We start from the raw sequence: 18,350 nt of genomic DNA on the forward strand, positions 1-18,350 counted from the left end.
ACTGACATCGGTACCTCTCCTTTCTGCATTGGACTGTCTTCTCTTCAAGATTATGATATTTCTGTGAAATGTGTCAACCTAAATCGTCAATGTGTCATAACAATTCATTCAAGTTCTTGCGACTGAGCCGGTAGTCGATCAAGCGCGAGAACACGACTTGAATCATCGCCGTGACCGGCACGCTGATGAACATTCCGACGAGGCCGAACAGGCTGCCGCCGATGATGATCGACGTGATGACCCAGAACGGCGTGATGCCGACGCTGTCGCCGAGAATCTTTGGCCCGAGCCAGAGTCCGTCGAATTGTTGCAACAAGAAGATGAACAAGAGGACGATGAGCGCCGTGAACGGGTCATAGAAGTAAGTGATGATGAACGCCGGGATAATCCCGAGCAGCGGCCCGACGTACGGGATGAAGTTCAAGACACCGACGATGACGCCGAGCAGAAGCGCGTATGGCGCACCGATAATCAACAGACCGGCGACGGCCAGCACCCCGATGATGAGGCAGTCGAGCGACTTCCCGATGATATAGCGTTTGAAGATATAATCCATCTCTTGGAAGATGTCGATCGTCGTCTTGGCTGACGCGACCGGGAACATCGCATACAACAGCCGCTTGAACATGCGGGCAAAAATCTCTTTGTCTTTTAAAAGATAAATCGAGATGACGATCCCAATCAAGAAGTTAATGAGCGTCATCGTGAAGCTCGACACGTAGCTGACCGACGACAAGACGGCCGTCTCGACCCAGCCCGAGTAGCGCTCCTCGAACCGGCTGAAATCGATGGCCTGGGCGACTGTCGCGTTATACTCTTTCAAATACGTGTTCAACTGTGAGAGATACCCGTCAATCTGACGGATGTAGGACGGGAGTTCCTCGATGAGCGAGGCGAGGCTCGAATAAATGCGTGGGAACAGTGTCACCGCAGAGATGACGAGAATCCCGATAAAAATGATATAGACGATCAGCAAGCCTTGATATCGTTTTAGTTGAAACCGTTCTTCTATATAGGACAGGACGGTATTCAGGAGCAGCGCGATGGCGATTCCCATAATAATCGGCGTCAGCAACTGGAACGTATAATGCATCATCTGCGAAATCGTATCCGGTTCGCTGATGACTTTCCAGAGCACGAGCAAGATCAGGCCGATCACGCTCAACTTCCAAATCAATTGACGGTTTAGTTCCAATGGTCCATCCCCTCATGTTTTAAATTTTGTAGAATAACGTTCACTTTCACTATGAACGTTTTTTTATCGGGATTCAAGAGGACATGCTCTTTTTCAAAAAAGGATTGACAAGATTGGTAACGTTTGGTTAACTAAGTGACATATTACAAAAAGACAAATCGCATATAAAACACTTTCTATCAAGAGAAGCGGAGGGACTGGCCCGATGAAGCTTCAGCAACAGATTGTTTCAATACTGTGCTAATTCCAGCAAGGTGACCTTGAGAGATGGAAAGGTGGTTGTTTGAATACGTCCGTATCTCGACACCCCTTTCCTCGGAAAGGGGTGTTTTTTGCATAGGAGGACTATTCATGACTGACAGACGCTCACATCTACTTAAAACGTTACCACCTCAACATTTCGTCGGACTCGCGAACGAGGTGGCCGAACTCGAACAAGCCGGCCGCGACATCATCCGACTCGGACAAGGGACGCCTGACCTGCCGACGCCTGAGCCGATCTGTGACGCGCTTCAGACGGCGCTCCTCGACGCCTCGACCCATCAATACGGTCCGTTCCGCGGTCAGGCCCGCCTGAAGCAAGCAGTGGCGACGTTCTATTTGAATGAGTATGGAGTCGAACTTGATCCCGAGACAGAAGTAGCGATTCTCATCGGCTCAAAATCAGGTCTCATCACGTTGCCGCAATGCGTACTCGAACCTGGCGACGGGATTTTGCTACCGAATCCCGGCTATCCTGATTACATCTCGGGGGCACGCCTCGCCGGTGCCGTCGTCCGTGACCTCGTCCTCCGGGAAGAGAACGGCTTCTTGCCGGACTATGAGACGCTCGATACGCAAGAGGCAAGACTCATGTATTTAAACTACCCGAGCAATCCGACCGGAGCCGTCGCCTCACCCGCTTTCTTTGACGATACCGTCCGTTTCGCCCGGGAGCGGGACTTGATGGTCGTCCACGATTTCGCATACGGCAGCATCGGATTCGATGGACATGTCCCGCCGAGTTTCCTGCAGGCGGAAGGGGCGAAAGAAGTGGGCATCGAGGTATATACGATGTCGAAAGCGTTCAACATGTCCGGTTGGCGCGTCGCCTTCGCCGTCGGGAACGCGGACATCATCGAGGCGATCAACACGTATCAGGACCACGTCCACGTCAGCGTGTTCTCGGCCATCCAGGCGGCGGCCGTCGCCGCACTCGAGGCGCCCCGTACTATTCGCGATGACTTGGCACGACTGTACGAGGCACGGCGTGATCGCCTGATCGACGGGTTGAACCGGGCCGGCTGGGCCGTCGAACCGCCGGAAGGCTCGTTCTTCGTCTGGGCGAAAGTGCCTGAGGGTGATGCCAAGTCGTTCTCGCGGAAACTGCTGCATGAAGCCGGTGTCGCCGTCACCCCGGGCTATTTCTTCGGCTCGGAAGGGAACGGATACGTCCGCTTCGGCCTCGTCTCACCGGAACCGAAGATTGACGAGGCCGTCGAACGAATCGAGCGGTTGTTTGCCGCCTATGAGGAGGTGCGGGCATGATTCGTCAGGCCGTCCTTGAATATGACCACGCCGATGACGCGCTCGACCGTCTCGATGACTTAGTCGACGGCCGACGTGCCCACGTCCTGCACGGTCAGAACGGATATGGCATCGTTCGGGAAATCGATCCGGGAATCGCGGACTATCCGGCAACAAGGTTCAGCGGGGAGTGCACGGACTCGGAAGTCGAACGGCTCAAACCGTTTGACGCCGACGTGTTAATCGCCATCGGCGGCGGCAAGCTCGTCGATACGGCCAAACTTGTCGCCTATCAACGGAACGTCCCGCTCATCGTCGTCCCAACGCTCGCCTCCAACTGTGCGGCGTTCACACCGCTCAGCGTCGTCTATCAGGAGGACGGGAGCTACGACCGCTACGACATGTTCCGCGTCGTCATCGAACGGGTCATCGTCGACTCACGGGTCATCTCTCGCTCACCATATGAATACTTCCGGGCAGGTGTCATCGACACGGTCGCGAAGTTTTACGAGGCCCGTTATTTGAGTGGTGACAGCTCAGCTGACGCCGGCGTCAACACCGGACTCGTCTTGGCCGAACAGTGCGGGCGTCTCGTCGAACTTGAATTGAGCGAGCACGCTTTTGAGTCGTATAGTGACGACGTCCGCTTCGCGGTCGATCACGTGCTCGCCATCGGCGGCGCCGTCGGTGGCTTTGGTGACGCCGGGACACGCGTCGCCGTAGGCCATGCGGTCCATAACTCGCTCAGCCGGTTCGAGTCGACCCACTCATTCTTGCACGGAGACAAGGTCGGCTTCGGCCTAATCGTCCAAGAGCGCTTGCGGCGCTCGGCCGATGCCCCGTATTTGGAAGCCTGGTTGAAACGGTTCGGTGCCCCGACGACGCTCGCGGCGCTCGGGGTCGGGTCGAGCGACATCCCGGTACTGGTCGACTCCGTCATGACGGAGACCGAGCTGCAACAATTGCCGGCACCGCTCGATAAAGATTTTCTGAAAATAATTTTTGAAAATTTACAATTATCTATTTACAATTAAACCAATTAAAAGTAAGATGATAACAACTAAATAGACCGATTGCTTATCAAGAGTGGTGGAGGGACTGGCCCTGTGAAACCCGGCAACCAGATCGTAATGATCATGGTGCTAATTCCAACAGACGAAATCGTCTGGGAGATGAGCGTGTCCGACTTTGACTTGTCGTGCCCGCCACTCTGAATGAGTAGCGGGCTTTCATTTTGGAGGAGGAAAACAAATGAACATCAAACAGAAAACAGTACTTGCAGGAACATCACTACTCGCCGCCATCGCGCTCTCAGCATGCGGACAATCGGACGCAAGTGAGGCGCTCAGCACGGAGTCGCTCACGATCGGCGTCACGGGCGGGCCGCACCAACAGATCGCCGAGAAAGTGAAAGAACTCGCGGCCGAAGACGGACTCGAGCTTGATATCAAGGTGTTCAACGACTACAATACGCCGAACACAGCGCTCGCCGAGGGCAGCCTCGACGTCAACAGCTATCAGACGCTCTCATTCCTCGAACTGCAAAAAGCCGATAAAGACTATAAAATCGACGACGTGTTCAAGACCGTCGCCTTCCCGATGGGTCTCTACTCAGAGAAGTTGACGGACATTAAAGATTTAAAAGAAGGCGACAAGGTCGCTGTCCCGAACGACCCGGCGAACGAGTTGCGGGCGCTACGTCTGTATGAGACAGCGGGACTCATCACGCTGAAGGAAGGCTTGACGGACAAGGCGACGAAACGCGATATTGCCGAGAACCCGCTCAACCTTGAATTCATCGAGCTCGAGGCGTCGCAGCTCCCGACCCAGCTCCCGGAAGTCGCGCTCGCGGCCATCAACACGAACTTCGCGATGGGTGCCGGCCTGTCCATCAACGAGGACGCTTTGTTCCACGAGGACACGGTCGACAACCCGTATCCGAACTACGTCGTCGTCCGCACCGACAACAAGGATGACGAAGTCGTCGCCACGCTCAAATCGTACTATCACTCGGACGAGGTCCGGACGTTCATCGAAGAGACGTTCGACGGCTCGATCGTCCCGGCGTTTTAAGGAGGGCCTATGATCGCACTTAAAGGCATCACGAAGACGTTCACGGTAAATAAAAGTGCCGTCACCGCACTCGACGACGTCTCGCTCACCATCGATAAAGGCGAAATCTTCGGTATCATCGGGCGAAGCGGGGCCGGCAAGAGCACGCTCATCCGTATGATCAACCTGCTCGAACGCCCGACGTCGGGCCAGGTCGAAATCGAAGGACAGGACATCACGAGACTCGACAAACGAGGGCTCTCGAAGCTGCGTCATCGCATCGGGATGATTTTCCAACATTACAACCTGCTGAAGACGGCGACCGTCGAAGAGAACGTCGCCATCCCGCTCCGTCTCGAGGGGCTTGATAAGCGCACGATCCGTGAGCGTGTCGACAAGTATCTCGACATCGTCGGATTGACGGACCATCGGAAACATTACCCGGAGCAATTGTCGGGCGGACAGAAGCAACGTGTCGCCATCGCCCGCGCCCTCGCGCATGAGCCGGACATCTTGCTCAGCGACGAGGCGACGAGCGCGCTCGACCCAGAGACGACCGAGTCGATCCTCGACCTGTTGCTCGACATCAACCGCGAGCTCGGGCTGACGATTTTCCTCATCACCCACGAGATGGAAGTCATCGAGCGCATCTGCGACCGGGTCGCGGTTATCGAGGCCGGCCGGATCATCGAAGAAGGGAACGTGCTCGACGTGTTCTCTGACCCGCAGCATGCGACGACGCGCAAATTCTTGAAAACGAACCTCGATGTCCCGAAAGAGGTCGTCGACGAATTGAGCACGCACGGGACGCTCGTCAACTTGTCGTTCATCGGCCATCAAAGTGAACAGGCCGTGCTCGCCCAATTGACGAAACGGTTCGGCTTACTGCCGAACATCATCGGGGGCGGCATCAAAAAGTTGAAAGGTGGTCTCGTCGGTAATCTGCTCGTCCATTTGGACGGCGATAAGGCCCAGACCGACCAAGCCGTCCGTTTCTTAGAGGCGAGCGGTGTGAAAGTGAAGGAGGTGACGAACCATGCTTCAGTTTTGGGAAAATTGGGGTGACTTGATTTGGACGGGGACGATTCAGACGCTCACGATGACCGGCATCGCGCTCGTCATCTCGACGTTGATCGGACTGCCGCTCGGGACGCTGCTCGTCTTGACGCGACCGCACGGGCGGCTCGCCAACCGTTATTTCTACGGCATCTTGTCGAGCGTCATCAACGTCGTCCGTTCAATCCCATTCATCATTCTCTTATTCTTCATCCTCCCGTTCACCCGCTTCATCATGGGAACGACGATCGGCGTCCAAGGCGTGCTGTTACCGCTAATCGTGTTCACGGCCCCGTATATCGCGCGACTCATGGAGTCGGCGCTGCTCGAGGTCGACCGCGGCGTCGTCGAGGCGTATGAGGCGATGGGCATCTCGACCCGGAAAATCATCTGGTACGTATTGATTCGGGAGGCCCGCTCCTCGATTGTGCTCGGTTTGACGATCGCGACGATCGGTTTGATCGGGGCGACCGCGATGGCCGGACTCGTCGGGGCCGGTGGACTCGGCGATATCGCCTATCAGTACGGGCATCTTCGATTCGAGCCGGAGGTCATGTACGTGACCATCTTCGTCTTGATTCTGCTCGTCCAATCGATTCAATCGTTCGGCAACCGCTTGGCGGCCCGACTCAAGAAGGCATAAGAAAAGAGCTCTGCTTCGGCAGGGCTCTTACTTGTTGTCGAGTAATCGTTTCAATTCGGCGATGCGGTCATGGCGCGGGATGAACGTCCGGATCTCTTTCTCGCTGAACCCGATTTGAATCCGGTTGTCGTCGACGACGATGGGACTTTTTAAAATCTGGGGATGCGACGCCACGAAACTGTACAGCTCACGGAGCGACATCTCGTCGAGTTGATCCGCCGCTTGTTTATACACGCTCTTTTGGACGGACAGCAGGTCGGTCGTCCCGTTCTCGGTGAGGCGGAGCATATCTTTGAACTCGGTGAATGACATCCCTTGGTCGGTCAATTTTTTCTCGATGAACGGGATGTTCTGTTCGCGTAACCAATCGATCGTCTTACGGGAAGAACTGCAGCTTGTATGTGTGAATACGGTGACCGTCACGGCAACCACTTCTCCTTTACGTAAGGTTGGACTTCTTTATTTTCTCTCATACATACGTGACGGACATCGAATATGTTTCAAATCACATATACTTTTTTCGACCAAACAGACAATTTGTCGGTCCTCACTTCGGGTACAAAACGAGAGAGACTACATCTTAGGAGAGGTTCACATGTTTGATTACACGGTCAAGACCGATCAGACGGTCGAAGCGGTCGTCGAGAAACTGAAAACGACGCTCAAAGAGGAAGAGTTCGGGGTGCTTTGGGACTTCAATTTGAGTGAGACGCTCGAAGAGAAAGGTCAAGCGATTGATGGGGACTACCGCATCCTCGAAGTGTGCAATCCAAAAGAAGCGAAAAAAGTCATCACGGCGCACCGGGAAGGCGGTTATTTCCTCCCATGCAAGCTCGCCGTCTTCACGAAAGACGGGTCGACCCATGTCGGGATGCCAAAGCCGACGAAACTGATCGAACTGATCGAGGATGAGTCGCTCCAAGCTGTAGCACGCGATGTCGAGACGAGATTGACCCGAGCCATCGATAAAACTGTGTAACGGTCATTGAACCCGTCCAGGTCGTCGGACGGGTTTTTTCGTGTTCCCTCCTAAAGTAATATAATGGTAAAATTGGTACAAATAAATGGTGAGGGGCGGATGATTTGAAAAAGTTAGTCGGTTTATTTGTACTATCCACAGGCTTATTGGTTGGTTGCGGTGTGGAAAAGCCGGACGTCGTAAACTTGTCTTACGTCGACGCGCATTGGACCGTCAGCAAGTATGCCAAGGAGGAGTTGATTTCCCTTCATTCAGCCGATGAGACGCTTGAAGCCTGTAGCGGTAAGTTGACGACCGAGCTGGAAGGCGACTTGATCGTGTTCGATACGATCGTGGCGAACCGCTATCCGATGACGGACACGGGTGAGGAGTATGCGTTCAAGGCCGTATCATATATGAAAGGGGATGAGAATTATGTGCTTTGTCGTGACATGGCCTCGAACCGCTACTCGGCGGAAGTGATCGAGTCGTTCCCTGACGATGTGGACGTATCAACAGGGACACCGATCGGTCGTTATCCAGTCGTCGGTCCGGCCGATAAGTCCGCCAAAACCGCCTTACGGGATGCCGATGAATTGAACGAGTCAGGCAACCCGATTGAACCGTTCCTCGAAACGCTCGTCGCCTTTTCCCCGGCTCTGTACGGTGAGATTGAAGTAGAAATCGGGGGAATGCCGAGTCCATATCCGTTGTTCTCGTTCGATCCGTCGATGGCCAGCATGAAAGATATCAAAGTAGCGATCGGTTACGACACGATTACTGAGAAACCGTATTTGCTGCTCATGTTTGCGGATCTTTATTTCTCGGTGACTCCACTCGAGTCGATGATTGACCAAACCGCAGAAGGGCTTACATATGAAGCGTTGAGCGTCGAGCGCATCCCCCTCGAGGCGGAGCTCGTCCCGGACCAGACTTATCCATTGTATGAGTTCACCTATACTCGTGATGGAAAAGTCGTCAATGAGACGATGACGTTCACATACCGCACTTCTGACTTATTATCGACAGCGGAACGAAAGCAGCTCGAGACGCAACCTGACGAAGACTACATGCCACTTGTGGTCGGTCCGCTCGTTTATCTTCATCAACAGCCGTTCAACCCGGAATCTCCGTTGTCATACCCGGTTCTTTTAAAAGCAGCGGGGAACGAGATGGATGACCTCGTCCAAGCGATCAATTCCGCTGAACCGACGAAGCGTCAAGGTGATGAAGGCGACTATCCGCTTTTAACAATCGTCGATGGACACAAGGGACAAGAGTTCGAGGTGACGTATAAACAGCGCTCGAAGAAGCTGGATATTTACGTGACCGACCGCTCGACCGACGAAACGTACAAACTGACGAGCGAAGGGGCCGAGACGTTCTTGTCCTACTTCCCTGACTTGAAGAAGAAATGAGTGGGTTGAATATGAAAAAACGAGCGTTGATGGCATTGTCACTGTTATGGTTGACGGCAGGCTGCTCGGAAGACGTTGACGTCGTCCGCTATGGCCATATCGAGGAGCATTGGCAGGCCGAGCGGGTTACGATGAACAGTCAGGAGCCTGTAGTGGATGCCGAAGCCATATTGAACCAATGTGAAGACGGTGAACCCCTGTCCGAACTGAATGGAGAGACGTTTTCCGTGCTTGGAATGGCGTATGCGACCCGGGCCCCGCTTATGAATGATGACTATTATGGATATAGTTTTAATGAAGTGACCTATGTCGAGGGGGATACAATCTATGCGCTCTGTAAATCAGACCGGATGGACGGGATGGAAGGGTATCGGGCCGTCGAGCTTGCAGAAAGACCTGCCTACTTGAAAGACGAGGTCGGAACTGAAATGTCTGCTCTTCCGACCGTCTATATCGCGACCGAAAATGAACGGGCTGCGTTACATAAGCCGGACGCCTTCTATGACAATGAACAAGACATCGAACCGTATCCGGTCACACTTATGAGGATTTCGCCTGGATTTAGTGGCACGGTCGAGATTGGGATTGAAGAAGGGGGGTACTTTACCCCATCTTTCCACTTTTTGCCGAACCTTAGACCGTCCGATGTGTTTATCGCATTAGGACGAGATAAGGCCACGAACATGCCTCATCTGCTCCAGTCTTATGGTGGAGACAAGGCTCGCTATTCCTCCTCCATTTTACAAGATGCCGATTTGCTCAACGGGGCTGACAGTTTAACCTTCCGTCGAATCCATAACGGTGGCACGATGGAACCGATGACAGCCTATCCGCTATATGACGTCACGATTGACGTGGACGGACAAAACGTAACAAAAACCGTGTCGATGCGCTATCGAACGAGCCCTCTCTTGACCGATTCTGCAGATCAAGACGAGATAGCGGTCGCTTACCTCCATCAGTATCCGTATCACCGGGAAGTCCCGCTCCCTTACCCTGATGCTGTGAACGTGAGCGGCAAAGCTTATGATCGGTTGGTCGAAGCCGTCGAGACCGCGCGCCCGTCGACGAAGAGTGGTGAAATGAATGACTATAAGTATTTGACGCTGTTGCGTGGGAATCTCGGTCAACAGTTCGAAGTCAGTTATCAGCAACGGTCGAAAAAAGTCGATGTCTATGTGAAGGACGTGAAGACCGGGAAAGTGTTCAAACTGTCGAGCGCCGGGGCGGTGACGTTCCAACAGCTGTTCCCGCAGGCGTTCGAATGAATGGATTGGACGTAAATCGAGGAGGGATGCCCTGTTGAAACGCATGTTGTCAGGATGTGTCATCTGTATGGGACTGCTTCTTGGCGGTTGTGCCAGTAGCGAGGAAGACTTGGATCCGTCTCGCATCGACTATCAGCCGTTAAACTCGGATGGTGCCTATGGACCGATACGCACCATTACCGACGCTGAGACGATTACTCAGCTTGATCGAACGACGGATGAGGTTGAATGGGAAGACCAACCCGTTCCAATCGAGCGGGACCCGGATGTGAGAGCGACGTTCGTCTATACGCCGGACGATGCGCCCGAGCGTTCGCTCGACTTCGGGATTTGGTACGAAGAACAGATAATCGGCGGCATCAATCCGAAGGACAGCCGGGGCGAACTCACGGCCGAACTGGTCACTCGGTTGCAAGCCATCTTCGATAAATCGAAATGATTGAGGGCTCGTGCAAAGCACGGGTCCTTTTGATTGTGGTCTCATCGAGAATGACTGGAAAACACTTCAAATTCAAGATATTGACTCGATTTCAAAAACTGATGCTATTCAGGACTTTTCGCACAAGGTACACTAGAATTCCGCTACATTACAGGAGGAAAGCACTACAGGAAATCGAGAAAAGAAGGTAGGAATAATCGGAATGCAACTGACAACAACCGCTAGCCTCTCATCCCCTGACGTGCTCCGCGCCCTCGAAGCCAACGTGGCGATGATCCGATTCGACCGTCAACGACGCGTCGTCGATGTGAACGATCTGTTCGCCAAGGCGATGAAATATAAACGTGATGAAATGATTGGGATGCACCATCACTTGTTCTGCACACCAAGTTTCGTCAGCAGCCCCGACTATCAAGCGTTTTGGAACAAGCTGTTCGACGGATTCAGTTCGGCCGACAAAATCGAACGGATTGACGCCCGAGGTGACTCGATTTGGCTCGAGGCGACGTATATGCCAATTTATGAACAAGACGAGGTCGTCGGTGTCGTAAAAATCGCCTCCGACATCACGAGTCGCCAACAAACGATTGAGGAATATGCGCGCTCGTTTCGTGACATGGCCGATAACCTTGACGACCGGGCCCGTCGTGGCATGGAGGAGAGTCAACAGCTGAAGCAGACAATCGAACGGCTCGACGCGGACTCGAATCAGAACTTGAAGATGCTTGCGAACTTGCAGGAGCAGGCAGCCGAGATCACGAAAATCGCCAGTACGATTAAAGAGATTGCCGCCCAAACGAACCTGTTGTCACTCAACGCCGCCATCGAGGCCGCGCGGGCAGGGGAGCACGGACTCGGTTTCAATGTCGTCGCGACCGAGGTCCGGAGCTTGTCACGTCTCGTCGAACGTGCCGTCATCGAAGTGCGTGCGAACACGGACGGGATGAACAAAGAACTCGTCTCGATCGTCGACGGTGTCACTCGCTCCAGTGCAGACATCCAAGAGAGTGTGCGCATCATGGAACAGACGCTCGAGCGGTTCGCACATATCGAACAGTCGGCCGAATCACTGAACGGCACGGCCGAGCGGTTCACGTCCGCCATCTAAAAAACCAATCGGACATGCCCCGTGAGAAGGGCACGTTCAATTGGTTTTTTTGATTTGCAGTGTATGGCCATACTGTTTCAACCAGGCCATCGCGCCGGTGACATCAGGATAGACTGATGCGAGCGTCGACCAGAACGCTTTCGAGTGGTCGAAATGGACGAGATGGGCCCATTCGTGGGCGATGACGTAATCCATTACTTCTTTTGGAGCGAGCATGAGCCGGACGTTGATGGAAATCGTACCGGTCGAACTGCACGACCCCCAGCGCGTCTTTTGATGGCCGATGCGAATCCGGTTCGCCTTCACGCCGAGCATACGTTCATAATGGGGCGCACGCGTCGTGACATAAGTGAGAGCCCGTTCGCGGAGCCAGGCCACATACGCTTCCCGAAGCGAGGACTCGTCCCACGCGAGTGGACAATAGAATCGCTCGCCATCGAAGCGGAACGTCGTCTCGGAATCACATTTGATGAGCGGGAACGTCTCCCCATGAAGAAGCAGTCTGTCATCGGGCAAGACGTCACGCTTAGGTAGTGCCGCGAGGCGTTCCGCGATCCAGCCGGCATGATTCGATAAAATCGTCTCGACGACCCGGTTCGGGAGTCGCGCCGGAATCCGCAGCTCGATGCCGTCCGGTGTCACGAAAAAAGCTGCTCGTTTCCGGCGTTTATGGCGGATGACGGTCACGGTCATCGGGTTCACCTCCTTGAAGTATCTTGGTCGATTATAGCCGACACGCCCCGAATCTGCCATCGTTTTGCGGACTCATGCGCTCGTTTTTTGTTACAGTAGGAGTAGGAGGGATGAACATGAAATCAATCTTACATCAATCGCTTGACCGGACGGGAACAGATTCGGTGAAATGGGACGGGCTCGACCGGTGGTTCCACGTCAAGGACGACGTCCTGCCGCTCTGGGTCGCAGACATCGATATCCGCACAGCGCCGTCCATCTCAGAGGCGCTCACGGCACGGGCAGCGACAGGGGAGTTCGGGTATACGCTGTTCTCGAGAGACGCGCAAGCCGCCGTGAGTTCATGGTACGACCGCCGTCACAAGCTCAAGGTCGATGCCGATCACGTACTGTTCTCGAACGGCGTTGTGCCTGGATTGACACACATCGTCGAGGCGTTGACCGAGGAAGGAGACGGAATCGTCATCCAATCGCCCGTCTACCCACCGTTTCATGAACTGGTGACCGGGTTGAAACGGGAGTTGCTCGATGCCCCGCTCCGTCAAACTGATGGCCGCTACGAGATGGACTTTGATGCGCTTGAGACGCAGATGCGCAAGGCGAAACTGTTCTTGCTCTGCTCGCCGCATAACCCGGTCGGACGGGTATGGACCGAGGCCGAGCTGAAGCAAGTTGTCGAACTGGCGCGTCGCCATGACGTCATCCTCGTCGCGGATGAGATTCATGCCGACTTGACTTATCCGTCACAACGACACACCGCTCTCAACCGCCTCGATGACGATGTCATCACGGTGAGTGCCCCATCGAAGGCGTTCAATATCGCCGGGTTGTTCGCATCGTATATCATCTGTCCGGACGATGCGATGCGCAAGCGGATCATCCAAGTACAGAACAAACACCATGTGCTGCCTACACCGTTCGCGAACACGGCCATCACCGCCGCCTATGCGGACCCGCGGGCCGAACGTTGGCTCGACCAGTTGACGGCCGAACTCGAGGAGCAGGCGAGTTACCTCGTCGAGCGGTTCCAGGAAGAATTGCCCCAATTGAAGACGTTCCTGCCTGAGGCGAGTTATCTCCTTTGGATCGACTTCGCGGCGCTCAACTTAGAACCGGAAGCGCGAAAGAAGTGGCTGCATGAGGACGTCCGCCTGTTCTTGTCGCCAGGTCGCCCGTTCGGCGAGTCGGGCCAGACGTTCGAACGCCTCAATTTCGGGACGTCCCGCGCCATTCTCGACGAGGCGTTCAAACGTCTCCGTGAACATGCTGACGGAAAGGCGTTTGTATGAATCAAGAAACGGGAAAAATTTCACAATGAGCCACACGAGAACGATGGCCACGGAAAGCGAGTGAATGTGAATGGAGACGATCAATTGGAAAAAGAAGATGGAGGAACAACTGAGGCGTAGCGGATTCACGTTACAAGTCGAGAACATGGCCAACCTCGGTCTGACGGAGATTCATGCGTCATCATCCCCATTGATCTCGTATCCGCTCCGGATTCGCCTGTACGTCCGCATGGGGTGGCTCATGTGCACGGTCGATGCGACATCGGTCGACCGGAACGAGGACCATCCGCTGTTCGAACGGATGATTGCCGCCGTGTTCGAGCGCATCGTCCGACACTTGTATCACGCCTATGACTTCCATGTCTTGACGTATATCGGCAATACCGGCAACTATATCGCACCGAAAGAATCAGAGACGGGAGAAATCGTGCGCTTGCTCGCGCAACTGTGGACCGACCGCTCCTATCTGCACCTCGAGACGTATGAAGAGTATCCGGCCCTATATGTGACACCACCTTGGGCGCACCAAGCCTACGCGTTCGAAAGCACCGAGGACGAATGGATTATCTATGCGGGCCGGAGCGGTCGTCCGGCGACGGACTATCGCGCCGACGGGACCGAGCTCAAACCGCATCGACTGGCCGAAGGGGACCTATTCTTCCCGGTGCATCGCATCAAAAAGGACCGCGGCACGCTCGCGCTCGCCGAATGGTTACGGCTTGAGCGTCGCGAGGTCGAGGATTTCATGCTCGCCTTCATGAAGACGATTCAGAAATTCGACCCTGCCTTCGGCTATTCCTGGGGTGGGACAGATACGTTTTTCCACGGGGTTCCGGTTGAGCCGTATGCACAAGTGCTCCGGCTCGAGAGCGGGAAACGACGTTACCGAGTCATGAACAACTCGGCTAAGCGGTTGTTCGCCGTCGCGGACGACCCGCTCGAATGTTTGAAGGAAGTGGAGCAGACGCTCCGGACGGTCCGTTTGCCTGAGCGACGGGTCTCATCGCTCGGACAGCTCGTGATGGGCATTTGGCAACAGTTCGAGCCTGATGAATCGACCTATATCCAAGAAGTCGCCTATCGTGGCATTTCCCAGTTCCAAATTGAAGAAAAGATTGGCCACGCGTTGGCGAACCGCCAACGCGTCCGTTGGGTCGAGAAGACCGATCCTCACCAATCCATCATCGAGTTCGCCCATTTGCGGATTTCATTCCCGAAACGACCACCCGGTATCGTCACCGTCGAGCCGGTTGAATCTTCCTATGAGAGAGGTGCCCTATGAGAATCGTTGACGCACGTGCCATGCCAATCAGCCATGAGGATTTGATCGCCGTCACCGAAACGTCCATCTACTATCGAGAGAAGACCGGCGAGACGAGTTTCTCGATCTATCGCTATGATGAAGCGGACGGTACCGTCACGCCGATCAGTCATCGCGCCTATGAAGACTATGGGATCTCGAAGCTTTTCGTCAGTGACGCCCGCGTCTATTTCTTGAATGAGATACCAGACCGGACGGGTGTCGTCCGCACGGAGTTGATTGCGTTCGACTATCGCTCTGGACGAGAAGATGTGCTCGCGACGTTCGAGAAACGTGGTAACAGCACGCTCTATTGGGTTCTCGCGGACCGTTACTTCCTCTTCCTGACGAGTTTCGGAGATACCGATGAGGCATGGTTGTATGATACGGAGACGTCGTTCCAAGAGCGAATCCGTGACGAGCGACTCGTCGGACATGCCGGGAATTTCCGTGAGCTCTATCTGTTCTCGACCGAGCTCGATGGCATTCCATATATCGTCTGCAACGCCCGCTTGGACGAGTTTGCCTATTACGAGGCACTCGAAGACGGTCGGGTCTCCCCGGACGATGCGATCGACCATTCGGAGGCGATTCTGATTTGTTCGCTCGACGAGGCGGTCGAGGCGATCAGGTCCCGTCAAAACGAGATTCCGTTCGAGGACTTGATTCGTCTGCACGGGGAAGGGGACACGGTCCAATACTTGGGTGAACGGGACAAGCGACTTCGGTTCTCGACTTTCGTCGACGAGGCGAACGAGGAGACGATTTATGAATTGACCGCTCCGGACGTGCTCCGCGAGGTGGCGGTGGTCGACTGGGGCGCCTACGAGCCGATTGACTTCACATATGACGATGTTAGTTCGACGATTTTCATTAAAGTGGAAGAATCAACGGACCACACCGAATTGATTGACGCGACGACCGGTGCCCGCTTCCTCGACACGGCTCCATTCGAGCGCGTGCTCGCCTCGAACTATTTCATCCATGAGTCGGCGGCAGATGAGACAGGTGGGGGTGTGACCGTGTTCAATCTCGAGACAAACGAGCGGCAAACGTTCGAAGATGCCTATTATACGGTCCTCGATGAGACGATTGTGATTCTATCGACGAAGCAATTATAACGAAAACACCTGAACCAATCGATGTGATTGATTCAGGTGTTTTATAATGGTTTACATAATAAGTTATCGTAAACCTATCACAGCTTGTTTTTTCTTCTCGTCGCCGATATGGGCATAGACTTGTGTCGTCGCCACTGATTCGTGGCCGAGCAACTGCTGAATCGTCAACACATCGATTCCGCTCATGGCGAGCCGGGAAGCGAACGTATGCCGGAGTTTATGCGGCGTGACCTGTTTATGCGTCAAAAACGGCAAATACGGTTTCAAGCGGTCGATGTGCCCCTTCAACGTATGTTGCACCGTCCGCACCGAGATGCGCTTGCCTCGCTCCGAGTGGAACAGCGGACCTGACCCGTGACGTCGATAGGCGTCGAGGAGCGGCTCGAGCGGCGAGGCGATCGGGATGACCCGTTCCTTATTGCCTTTCCCGATGACGCGAATCGTCCCGCTCTCGCGGTCGATATCGTTCCAATCGAGGCCGACGAGTTCCGAGACGCGCATCCCGGTCAACCCGAGCAATTGAATCATCAAGAAATCCCGGTCCCGGTTACGCTCGTACCAACTCGCCTCGCGGTCGGACATGCCGACGTTGCTACGGACGAGCGTCGAGAAGTCGAGCCATTCCTGCTCCGTCAAATAGACCGGGTTGCGTTTGGCGCGCTTCGGCCGCTCGACTGCCTGGAACGGGTTATGGGCCGTCACGCCCGTCTCAATCAAATGGTTGAACAGTGACTGCATCGTGGACAGTTTGCGGTTGATGACACTCGGCGCGTTGTCGAGCTCGAGAGCGAGATATGTCGCGTACGCCTCGGCCCCCGCGTGGTCGAACTCGACGAACGAGTCAATCTCGACCGACGCTGGGTCGACCTCGGATGCGCTGGCGGCCTCGACCCAACGGAAAAAGTCTAAAAAGTCATAGAGATAGCGCTGCGCGGTCTGTTCGGAGTAGTGTTTGGCAGCCAGGTGGTTCAGGAAACGTTGAATGAAGCTGGGCATGCATTCGTAGCCGCTCAAGTTAAAGCGTTTCGTCATGGTCTTGGTCGGCGCTTGTCCGAGCTTGCGAAATATACTCAAAAGATCTCTCCTTGCTTACTGATGGATTGACGTGACGATTCGGTCCTTGCCTTCCTGTTTGCCGGCCCGGAGCCTGTCGTCCGCCTCTTTGACGAGTGTGTCGACGGCCTCGAATCCGCTCCGCGTCGTGACGCCGAACGTCATCGTCACGCTGAGTCGGCGGCCGTCATAAATCGTCTCGAGTGATTTAATGCGTTGCCGCAAGCGGTCAATCGTCTCCGTGGCTTCTGTAGCTGACTTATCCGTCAAGAAGATGAGGAACTCCTCGCCGCCCCAACGGATGGCAATCCCATCGGTTCGGGCAAGCGCGGAGGCGACTTGTTTGAGGACGAGATCGCCGCAGTCATGACCGTGTTGCTCATTGAACGCCTTGAAATGGTCAATGTCCCCGAGGGCGACGGCATATGGCCGTCCATTGATGGCGGCTTCGCGAATCTCATCTTCGACCAAACGGTAACCCGTCGTCCGGTTATACAAACCGGTCAGCCCGTCCCTTGAGGCGAGCGTATGCAACCGTTCGTTCGTCCGTTCAAGCTCGGACGTCACCTCGACGACGGAACCTTCGAAGACGAAAGATAACCCAGCAATCAAAGCAATCGTCGACAAGAGGCAAAAGAGGCCAAATATTTGCTCGAACGACGACGTGAGCGGTTGCGTCCCTGTCGTCACGTTCAGGTAGAGGAAACCGTAAATCGTCATGGCGAGCATCGTCGAGGCAATCCGGATGGACCGACTGACGTTCGGCATGAAGAATACGCCATAGGCGACCATGATGATGAAATAGTGGACGTTCGCACCCCAACCGAGCACGACCGTCGAGATAATCGCGTTATAGACGACTTCGACGAACAGACCGACGAAGAACGCCCGATACAATCGTTTATGTACAAAATAAAAGGATAACGTGTAATAGAGAATGCTGAGTAGATTCGACCAGGCGAGTACCGTGACGCCGAGTTGCCAAAACGTGATCAAGAACACGACGTGGATGAGCCAAGCGAGCGCGTTCCCGTAAAAAGTGATGCGGTAATTATATAGTGTACCGCGACGTTCCTCATAGGCAGTTCCCACGCGAACACCTCCTGAATCTTAGTATACCGAACTGTCATCGATTTGCCCATGGGCGTTCGAGAATCAAGTCAATCCCAACCTCGAAAACGTCTTGAATACGTCATTATGATTGCGTGAAATATCTATTTCACGCAACGTTTGTTCACACTTCATTTTCAT

The 18,350-nt window shown here is 54.5% G+C and carries 18 protein-coding genes and 2 riboswitches; of the genes, 13 read left to right on the forward strand and 5 right to left on the reverse strand.

Annotated elements, in window-relative coordinates; all coding sequences use genetic code 11:
• Positions 1-94: 94 nt before the first annotated feature.
• A complete protein-coding gene (locus tag KNP80_RS10110) occupies positions 95-1,195 on the reverse strand; it encodes an AI-2E family transporter (protein WP_214720022.1) in 1,101 nt (366 codons plus the stop codon).
• Between the two features lie 173 nt (positions 1,196-1,368).
• Positions 1,369-1,469, forward strand: a riboswitch (SAM riboswitch).
• A gap of 77 nt (positions 1,470-1,546) precedes the next feature.
• On the opposite strand from KNP80_RS10110, the gene KNP80_RS10115 reads away from it, so the two are divergent.
• From KNP80_RS10115 to KNP80_RS10135, 5 genes are all read left to right on the forward strand, one after another.
• Positions 1,547-2,722, forward strand: coding sequence for an aminotransferase class I/II-fold pyridoxal phosphate-dependent enzyme (locus KNP80_RS10115; protein WP_214720023.1), 1,176 nt, complete (start codon positions 1,547-1,549; stop codon positions 2,720-2,722).
• Positions 2,719-3,735, forward strand: a complete 1,017-nt coding sequence (locus KNP80_RS10120; RefSeq protein WP_214720024.1) for an iron-containing alcohol dehydrogenase — start codon at positions 2,719-2,721, stop codon at positions 3,733-3,735. The genes KNP80_RS10115 and KNP80_RS10120 overlap by 4 nt, the downstream gene beginning before the upstream one ends.
• A gap of 40 nt (positions 3,736-3,775) precedes the next feature.
• A riboswitch (SAM riboswitch) is annotated at positions 3,776-3,880 on the forward strand.
• A 72-nt stretch (positions 3,881-3,952) separates the two neighbouring features.
• Complete coding sequence (locus KNP80_RS10125; RefSeq protein ID WP_214720025.1) at positions 3,953-4,774, forward strand: MetQ/NlpA family ABC transporter substrate-binding protein; 822 nt, start codon at positions 3,953-3,955, stop codon at positions 4,772-4,774.
• Positions 4,775-4,783: 9 nt separating this feature from the next.
• The gene (locus KNP80_RS10130) at positions 4,784-5,818 is read left to right on the forward strand and encodes a methionine ABC transporter ATP-binding protein (RefSeq protein WP_214720026.1); all 1,035 of its coding nucleotides are present in this window, start codon (positions 4,784-4,786) and stop codon (positions 5,816-5,818) included.
• Positions 5,790-6,452, forward strand: coding sequence for a methionine ABC transporter permease (locus KNP80_RS10135; protein WP_021067480.1), 663 nt, complete (start codon positions 5,790-5,792; stop codon positions 6,450-6,452). Before KNP80_RS10130 ends, KNP80_RS10135 begins: the two co-directional genes overlap by 29 nt.
• Positions 6,453-6,479: 27 nt before the next feature.
• Here KNP80_RS10135 and KNP80_RS10140 read toward each other — a convergent pair whose 3' ends face one another.
• Positions 6,480-6,875 carry a Spx/MgsR family RNA polymerase-binding regulatory protein gene (locus KNP80_RS10140; protein WP_021067479.1) on the reverse strand — a complete coding sequence of 132 codons (396 nt, stop codon included), beginning with the start codon at positions 6,873-6,875 and terminating at the stop codon, positions 6,480-6,482.
• Positions 6,876-7,047: 172 nt separating this feature from the next.
• On the opposite strand from KNP80_RS10140, the gene KNP80_RS10145 reads away from it, so the two are divergent.
• The 5 genes from KNP80_RS10145 (at position 7,048) to KNP80_RS10165 (ending at position 11,643) form a co-directional block, all read left to right on the forward strand.
• Positions 7,048-7,431: a DUF302 domain-containing protein gene (locus KNP80_RS10145; RefSeq protein WP_131472636.1), complete on the forward strand. Its 384-nt coding sequence runs from the start codon at positions 7,048-7,050 to the stop codon at positions 7,429-7,431.
• 104 nt (positions 7,432-7,535) lie between these two features.
• Entirely contained in the window at positions 7,536-8,828 is a 1,293-nt protein-coding gene (locus tag KNP80_RS10150; protein WP_214720027.1) for a hypothetical protein, read from the forward strand.
• 11 nt (positions 8,829-8,839) lie between these two features.
• The gene (locus KNP80_RS10155; protein ID WP_214720028.1) at positions 8,840-10,096 is read left to right on the forward strand and encodes a hypothetical protein; all 1,257 of its coding nucleotides are present in this window, start codon (positions 8,840-8,842) and stop codon (positions 10,094-10,096) included.
• Between the two features lie 34 nt (positions 10,097-10,130).
• Positions 10,131-10,535, forward strand: a complete 405-nt coding sequence (locus KNP80_RS10160; protein ID WP_214720029.1) for a hypothetical protein — start codon at positions 10,131-10,133, stop codon at positions 10,533-10,535.
• A 202-nt stretch (positions 10,536-10,737) separates the two neighbouring features.
• A complete protein-coding gene (locus tag KNP80_RS10165; protein ID WP_214720030.1) occupies positions 10,738-11,643 on the forward strand; it encodes a methyl-accepting chemotaxis protein in 906 nt (301 codons plus the stop codon).
• Positions 11,644-11,679: 36 nt separating this feature from the next.
• Here the strand turns inward: KNP80_RS10165 and KNP80_RS10170 are convergent, their stop codons facing one another.
• On the reverse strand, positions 11,680-12,336 hold the full coding sequence (locus KNP80_RS10170) for a M48 family metallopeptidase (protein ID WP_214720031.1): 657 nt from the start codon (positions 12,334-12,336) through the stop codon (positions 11,680-11,682).
• Positions 12,337-12,452: 116 nt separating this feature from the next.
• On the opposite strand from KNP80_RS10170, the gene KNP80_RS10175 reads away from it, so the two are divergent.
• The 3 genes from KNP80_RS10175 (at position 12,453) to KNP80_RS10185 (ending at position 16,046) form a co-directional block, all read left to right on the forward strand.
• Entirely contained in the window at positions 12,453-13,625 is a 1,173-nt protein-coding gene (locus KNP80_RS10175) for a MalY/PatB family protein (RefSeq protein WP_214720032.1), read from the forward strand.
• Positions 13,626-13,695: 70 nt separating this feature from the next.
• The gene (locus KNP80_RS10180; RefSeq protein ID WP_214720033.1) at positions 13,696-14,907 is read left to right on the forward strand and encodes a hypothetical protein; all 1,212 of its coding nucleotides are present in this window, start codon (positions 13,696-13,698) and stop codon (positions 14,905-14,907) included.
• Entirely contained in the window at positions 14,904-16,046 is a 1,143-nt protein-coding gene (locus KNP80_RS10185; RefSeq protein WP_214720034.1) for a hypothetical protein, read from the forward strand. The genes KNP80_RS10180 and KNP80_RS10185 overlap by 4 nt, the downstream gene beginning before the upstream one ends.
• Positions 16,047-16,109: 63 nt before the next feature.
• Here KNP80_RS10185 and KNP80_RS10190 read toward each other — a convergent pair whose 3' ends face one another.
• Both KNP80_RS10190 and KNP80_RS15990 read right to left on the reverse strand, forming a co-directional pair.
• The gene (locus KNP80_RS10190; RefSeq protein WP_214720035.1) at positions 16,110-17,120 is read right to left on the reverse strand and encodes a tyrosine-type recombinase/integrase; all 1,011 of its coding nucleotides are present in this window, start codon (positions 17,118-17,120) and stop codon (positions 16,110-16,112) included.
• 15 nt (positions 17,121-17,135) lie between these two features.
• Positions 17,136-18,191: a GGDEF domain-containing protein gene (locus KNP80_RS15990; protein WP_214720036.1), complete on the reverse strand. Its 1,056-nt coding sequence runs from the start codon at positions 18,189-18,191 to the stop codon at positions 17,136-17,138.
• Between the last annotated feature and the right edge of the window lie 159 nt (positions 18,192-18,350).

Source organism: Exiguobacterium sp. E4787, assembly GCF_018618375.1.
Classification (GTDB): domain Bacteria; phylum Bacillota; class Bacilli; order Exiguobacteriales; family Exiguobacteriaceae; genus Exiguobacterium; species Exiguobacterium chiriqhucha.